Genomic DNA, 572 nt, shown 5'->3' with positions numbered 1-572 from the left:
ATGCCCTTCAGCCATTTTCATCATTATTTCTTCACCACCGGGCGAAGCGCAAGGGCCATAAACGGGTGTACAAGTCAAAGCTATATAGTTTTTTTGCGTTAGAGTTAACTCCCCTCCCTTCGGCCCACCCTCCTTACAACTCAACCCAAACGGATCCACCCAGTTTACTGGATTCGGTGCATATTGGTAAGGGTTTATGCCGCCAGCAAGTCCTATCGGATCTTGATGAATAAACCGCCCCTGTTTTGGGCAGTAGTATCTGAAACGGTTGTAATGTAACCCAGACTCAGCATCATAATATTGCCCCTGAAAACGCAGTGGGTTGTCGATTAGGTTTTCTGATTTACTCTTTAACTGTTCGCCATTTTCCGCACCAAACAAATCGCCATTATTTTGCCAAACAACTTGCTCGTTACTATCCGTTAAACAAATTGGCGTGCCGAGTTGGTCAAGGTGGTAATAATAGATTTCATCGCCTTTGATTAAGGCAACGGGTAAAAAGCTATCAGGCAGGTAGATATACCACGTATATTCGCCGTTTGTATGTTCGCCAATCAGCTGATTGCCATCCC

At 44.9% G+C, this 572-nt stretch carries 1 protein-coding gene; it reads right to left on the bottom strand.

All coding sequences use genetic code 11. The features are described from left to right. Nucleotides 1-572: RHS repeat domain-containing protein (locus KSO91_RS17535; RefSeq protein WP_238744295.1), on the bottom strand; the 572-nt coding region annotated here is incomplete at both ends.

Source organism: Psychromonas antarctica, from assembly GCF_022267535.1.
GTDB lineage: Bacteria > Pseudomonadota > Gammaproteobacteria > Enterobacterales > Psychromonadaceae > Psychromonas > Psychromonas antarctica.
The sequence above is the reverse complement of the archived record's forward strand: the minus strand, read 5'-3'. Positions and strand labels throughout refer to the sequence as shown.